General features: G+C 66.3%; 7 protein-coding genes. 5 read left to right on the top strand and 2 right to left on the bottom strand.

Annotation, left to right across the window (positions count from 1 at the left end; translation table 11 throughout):
- Positions 1 to 189: 189 nt before the first annotated feature.
- The gene (locus ACRDUX_RS25425) at positions 190 to 1,809 is read left to right on the top strand and encodes an ABC-F family ATP-binding cassette domain-containing protein (RefSeq protein WP_526417721.1); all 1,620 of its coding nucleotides are present in this window, start codon (positions 190 to 192) and stop codon (positions 1,807 to 1,809) included.
- A gap of 75 nt (positions 1,810 to 1,884) precedes the next feature.
- Here ACRDUX_RS25425 and ACRDUX_RS25420 read toward each other — a convergent pair whose 3' ends face one another.
- Positions 1,885 to 2,367 (bottom strand): MarR family winged helix-turn-helix transcriptional regulator, encoded by a 483-nt coding sequence (locus ACRDUX_RS25420; protein ID WP_526417719.1) that lies wholly within the window; start codon positions 2,365 to 2,367, stop codon positions 1,885 to 1,887.
- 95 nt (positions 2,368 to 2,462) lie between these two features.
- Here ACRDUX_RS25420 and ACRDUX_RS25415 point away from each other — a divergent pair, with 95 nt between their 5' ends.
- The 4 genes from ACRDUX_RS25415 to ACRDUX_RS25400 are packed head-to-tail and all read left to right on the top strand — an operon-like array spanning position 2,463 to position 5,283.
- Positions 2,463 to 3,095: an NADPH-dependent F420 reductase gene (locus ACRDUX_RS25415; protein WP_526417717.1), complete on the top strand. Its 633-nt coding sequence runs from the start codon at positions 2,463 to 2,465 to the stop codon at positions 3,093 to 3,095.
- A gap of 30 nt (positions 3,096 to 3,125) precedes the next feature.
- Positions 3,126 to 4,061: an SDR family oxidoreductase gene (locus ACRDUX_RS25410; RefSeq protein ID WP_526417715.1), complete on the top strand. Its 936-nt coding sequence runs from the start codon at positions 3,126 to 3,128 to the stop codon at positions 4,059 to 4,061.
- A 45-nt stretch (positions 4,062 to 4,106) separates the two neighbouring features.
- Positions 4,107 to 4,532 carry a nuclear transport factor 2 family protein gene (locus tag ACRDUX_RS25405; protein WP_526417713.1) on the top strand — a complete coding sequence of 142 codons (426 nt, stop codon included), beginning with the start codon at positions 4,107 to 4,109 and terminating at the stop codon, positions 4,530 to 4,532.
- Positions 4,533 to 4,539: 7 nt separating this feature from the next.
- On the top strand, positions 4,540 to 5,283 hold the full coding sequence (locus tag ACRDUX_RS25400; RefSeq protein ID WP_526417711.1) for an SDR family NAD(P)-dependent oxidoreductase: 744 nt from the start codon (positions 4,540 to 4,542) through the stop codon (positions 5,281 to 5,283).
- Here the strand turns inward: ACRDUX_RS25400 and ACRDUX_RS25395 are convergent.
- Positions 5,284 to 5,487 (bottom strand): hypothetical protein (locus ACRDUX_RS25395; protein ID WP_526417709.1); only part of this gene is annotated, 204 nt, incomplete at its 5' end.

The raw sequence follows: 5,487 nt of genomic DNA, 5'->3' as shown, positions 1-5,487 counted from the left end.
CTGCGGTTCACCGACCTGCGCTGGTTCGAGGAGCTGCCGCGCGGTGGTCACTTCGCCGCGCTGGAGCAGCCGGAGTCGCTAGTCGAGCAAGTGCGCGGGTTCTTCCGCCTCTTCCGCTGACCGTCCGTCCCACCCCGCGGGGGGACGACTTGGTCCATGTTCTTAACCACTTAGACGATGATGGCGACCATGGGTCACCTAGAGGTAGCGCATGTCGACTACTACCTTCCGGACGGACGGCTGCTGCTGGCCGACACCAGCTTCCGGGTCGAGCAAGGCTCGGTCGTCGCCTTGGTCGGGCCAAACGGGGCCGGGAAATCCACGCTGATGCGCCTGATCGCCGGTGAGCTGCAGCCCGACGAGGGCACGGTCGCTACCAGCGGCGGCCTCGGCATCATGCCGCAGTTCATCGGTTCGGTCCGCGACGACCGGACGGTTCGCGACCTACTCGTCGCGGTCGCCCGGCCGGCCGTCACCGCCGCGGCGGGGGCGGTCGATGCGGCCGAGCTGGCGCTCGTAGAGCGCGACGACGAGGCCGCGCAAATGACCTACGCGCAGGCGCTGAGCGACTGGGGCGACGCGGGTGGATACGAGGCGGAGACCCTGTGGGATAAATGCACGATGGCCGCCCTCGGCGTGCCCTACGACACGTGCCAGTGGCGAAATGTGCGGACCCTGTCCGGCGGAGAGCAGAAGCGCCTGGTTCTTGAGGCGCTGCTACGCGGCCCCGACGAGGTGCTGCTGCTCGACGAGCCGGACAACTACCTGGACGTGCCGGGTAAACGCTGGCTGGAGGAGGAGCTGAGGAATACCGCCAAGACTGTGCTGTTCGTGTCGCACGACCGGGAGCTGCTGTCGCTGGCCGCCAACATGATCGCCAGTGTCGAGCCCACGCCGAGCGGCTCGGACGTGTGGGTGCACGGCGGCGGGTTCGCATCCTTCCACGAGGCGCGCGAACGCCGTTTCGAGCGGTTCGAGGAGCTCCGCCGGCGCTGGGACGAGAAGCACGCTCAGCTGAAGAAGCTCGTCCTGGACATGCGCGGGTACGCGGGACGCAGCGACGCGATGGCGTCCCGGTACGCGGCGGCCCAGACGCGGCTGCGAATGTTTGAGGAGGCCGGGCCGCCGCCGGAGCCGCCCCGCAAGCAGGACATCAAGATGCGGCTGCGCGGCGGCCGTACCGGGCTGCGGGCCGTCGCCTGCCAGGACCTGGAATTGACCGGCCTGATGCAGCCGTTCAACCTTGAGGTCTTCTACGGCGAGCGGGTTGCGGTGCTCGGCTCCAACGGCTCAGGGAAATCGCATTTCCTGCGGCTGCTGGCCGGGCAGGACGTCGCCCACACCGGCACCTGGAAGCTCGGGGCGCGGGTCGTCCCGGGATTCTTCGCTCAGACGCACGCCCACCCCGAGCTGGAAAAACGGACCTTGGTCGACACCCTGTGGGAGGTATACGCCAGGGGCCGCGGTGCGGCGATGAGCGCGCTGCGCCGCTACGAACTGGAGCGCCAAGGCGACCAGCCGTTCGGCAAGCTCTCGGGCGGGCAGCAGGCCCGCTTCCAGATCCTGCTACTGGAGCTCGAAGGCGCGACCGCGTTGTTGCTCGACGAGCCAACCGACAACCTCGACCTGGAATCCGCCGAGGCCCTGCAGGAAGGCCTGGAGTTCTACGAGGGCACCGTGCTGGCCGTTACACACGACCGCTGGTTCGCCCGCACCTTCGATCGCTTCCTCGTCTTCGGCACCGACGGCGGCGTCCGCGAGACCGCCGAACCCGTCTGGGACGAGGCCCGCGTCAAGCGCGTCCGCTAAACCATCTCTGCGCGGAGCATCTCAGCGTGGACCTCCGGTGGGCGGAAAGGCTTGTGGCGGTGGCCGACACGAGCGCTATGAGCGCTCGTCTTCGGCGGGGGAGCCGTCGTCTTCTGCCAGGTGGTGCAGGACTCGTTCGTTGAGGGTGGCAAGCATGTCGAGCTCAGCCGGGGTGAACAGGTCGATGAAGTTCTGGCGGACGTCCGCCACGTGCCTGGGCGCCGCCTTCTCGATGGCGGCGCGGCCAGCCGGCAGCAGACAGACCATGGTGCTGCGGGCGTCGTCGGGGTTGGGCTCGCGGCTGATCAGCCCGTCCTGCTGCATGCGCCGCAGCTGGTGGGAGAGTCGGCTCTTCTCCCAGCCCAGTGCGTTGCGCAGATTATGGGAAGGCATTCGGTCCTCGTCGTGATCCGAGAGCGACGCCAGGATCGTGTAGTCGGCGCCGGACAGGCCCGATGCCTGCAGGCAGCGGCTCAAGTGGGCCTCGATCTGATCATGCGCGTAGGTGAAGGCCCGCCAGGCGCGGTCTTCACGAGCGTTCAGCCAGTTCGGTTCCACGGCCTCCACGTTACCCCGATTGGTTGACGCATCACCAATTCCGCGTATGGTTGAGGCATCAACCTTTTAGACCCTCAACCACGATGGGATAAGTCATGAGCAGCATCAGCATCATCGGCCTGGGGAACATGGCCAGCACCCTGGCCGACCGGGCACTCGCAGGCGGCAACGCAGTCGAGATCATCGGCCGCGACCCGGCCAAAGCCACCGAATTGGCCGCCGCGCTTGACGGCGCCACTGTTGGGACGGCCGGTGCCGCCCCGGTGGGGGACATCGTCATCCTCGCCGTGCCCTACGCCAACGCCGCGGCGGTGGTTAGTCAGTACGGGGACGCACTAAACGGCAAGGTCATCGTCGACATCACCAACCCCATCACCTCCGATTCCAAGGGCTTCGTCACTCCCGAGGGCAGTTCCGGCGCGCAGGAGATCGCCAAGGCTGCCCCCGCCAGCGCGCATGTCGTCAAGGCGTTCAACACCCTGTTCGCCGGTGTTCTGGCAGCCGGCTCAGCCGATGGTCGCCCAGTGGACGTTTTCATCGCCGGCGACGACACGCAGGCAAAGGCACGTGTGTCGGCGTTGATCGAGAGCCTGGGACTGCGCCCGCTGGACGCCGGGCAGCTGCCCATGGCGCGGGCAATCGAGCACGCCGCGCTGCTGCAGCTGGGCCTCGTCGCCAACTCCGTCAAGCACACCAACTTCTTCCTCGGCGTCAACGTTCTCAGCTGAGCGCCCACCTACCCTCAAAAGGACTGTCACATGCGTGTTTTCGTCACTGGCGGGACCGGCCATTCCGGTTCGTACATCGTCCCCGAGCTCATCGCCGCCGGGCACGAGGTCACCGGCCTGGCCCGGTCGGACACGGCCGCGGCGGCCCTGTCCGCGCTCGGTGCGACGGTGCGTCTCGGCAGCCTCGAGGATCTCGACGGGCTCAAGGAGGCGGCCGCGGACTCCGACGGCGTCATCCACGTCGCACACAGGCAAGATCTGCTTCCATCCGGCGGGATCAACGCCGTGACCGCCGCGGAGCTGCCAGTCATCCTCGCGTACGGCGAGGCGCTCGCGGGAACCGGAAAGCCACTGGTCGCGGCGGGCAGCATGGCCTCGCCCGGGAACCTGGGCCGGCCGGCCACCGAGGAGGACCCAGCCCTGTCCAGCAGCGACGAGTACAGGGGCACACTGCGGTTCCGTAACGCCGTCGAGACCGCCGTCGTCGGCCTCGCCGACCGGGGAGTGCGGTCGTCGATCGTGCGGTTTCCCACGATCGCGCACAGCACGACCGACAGTGCCGGCTTCCTCCCGGGGCTGATCGCGCTCGCGCAGGAGAAGGGCTTCGTCGGCTACCCCGGAGACGGCGCGAACCTATGGGGCGCCGTGCACATCCGCGATGTCGCCTCCTTGTTCCGCTTGGCGCTGGAGAAGGGTCCGGCTGGCAGATATTGGCACGCGATCGAGGACGGGGGCACCCCGTTCCGCAAGATCGCCGAAGCCATTGGTAGCCGTCTAGGCCTGCCCGTCACGAGCGTTCCGGCGGACGTACTGATGCTGCCCGGATACTTCGGAATGTTCACGAATCTGGTGACGATGGACCTCCCGGCGTCCAACCTCATCACGCGCCAGACCCTGGGCTGGGAACCCGTTCAGCCCAACCTGCTCGCCGACTTGGACAACGGCCATTATTTCCCCGCCGGCTGACAACCCAGGCACACCAAGCACGTTCACCCACTAGGAGGAGTGACCATGACCACGTTCGCCCCGCATCGCGACACCTTGGAGTCCTTCGTCGACTGCATCCACGGCGGCGCAGACGAAGACACCCTCGCCCGTTTGCTCGCCGAGGACGTGGTGCTGTACGGCCCATTCGGCGATGAGCCAATCACCGGTCGCGAGGCTGCCGTGAAAACCATAAAGGCCGTCAACAAACTGTCATCCGACGATACCTATCTGGAGGTTCTCAGCGGCGAGACCCACCACGCCGCACACTTCCGGCTGCAAGTCGGAGACGCCGCGGTCAACGGAATCTTCTTCGTCCTGCTCGACGCAGACGGCAGGATCGCCGAGGTGAGCATCTTCTACCGCACGCTGCCGGCCGGCGTCGCGCTGCAGCGCAACCTTGCGGCTGTAATCGGCATGCAGCCCTGGGAACTCCGGACGAGCGGGGAGTGAGGCGATCATGGGCAAGCTTGACGGCAAGGTAGTGGTGATCACGGGCGGATCAAGTGGCATGGCGCTGGCCGGTGCCAAGTTGTTCGTTGAAGAGGGCGCTTACGTCTTCATCTCGGGTCGGCGGCAGGAAGCTCTGGATGACGCCGTCGAACTGATCGGCCGGAATGTGACCGGCGTGCAGGCTGATTCGGCCAACCTCGAGGATCTGAACCGTTTGTTCGACGCGGTCAGGCGGGAGAAGGGCGCCATTGACGTGTTGTGGACCAGTGCCGGGACGGCTGAGGAACGCAAACTCGGCGAGATCACCGAGGAGCACTTCGATGCCACTTTCGGGCTGAACGCGCGCGGCACGCTGTTCACGGTGCAGAAGGCACTGCCACTGTTCAACGACGGTGGCTCGATCTTCATGACAGGGTCAATCGCTTCGGTCAGGGGTTATCCCTCCTGGAGTGTGTACGCCGCGAGCAAGGCTGCACTGCTTGCGTACGCCCGCGTGTGGTTGGCCGAGTTGAAGGACAGGAGGATCCGGGTCAACGTGCTGACCCCGGGACAGGTCGTCGCGCCAGGACAGGAGCAGATGTTCGACGACGAGACGAAGGCCGCGATGACGGCGCGTGAGGCATTGATCCCACGGGGAAAGAACGGTAGCCCCCAGGAGATTGCGACGGTCGCACTGTTCCTCGCCTCGAACGACTCTAGCTTTGTCAATGGTATGGAGTTGGTAGTCGACGGGGGCACCACGGCAGTCTGACTACGCACCACGCTTGAGCGGAGGAATGGACCGATCCGCAGAGGATCTATCAAGACCTTGGCCGAGGGGCTGCTGGCGGTGGTCGTCAAACACGCTGGGGTACAACAGATTTTCGAACACGGCGTATTGCTGGTAACCCTCCGTATTCGATTTCGCCGGATTCCTGCGCATGCGGTCGCCGTGGAACCGTGAGCAGCGCTGACG

Origin of the sequence: Mycobacterium sp. (assembly GCF_050701675.1) — a bacterium.
Classification (GTDB): domain Bacteria; phylum Actinomycetota; class Actinomycetes; order Mycobacteriales; family Mycobacteriaceae; genus Mycobacterium.
The sequence above is the reverse complement of the archived record's forward strand: the minus strand, read 5'-3'. Positions and strand labels throughout refer to the sequence as shown.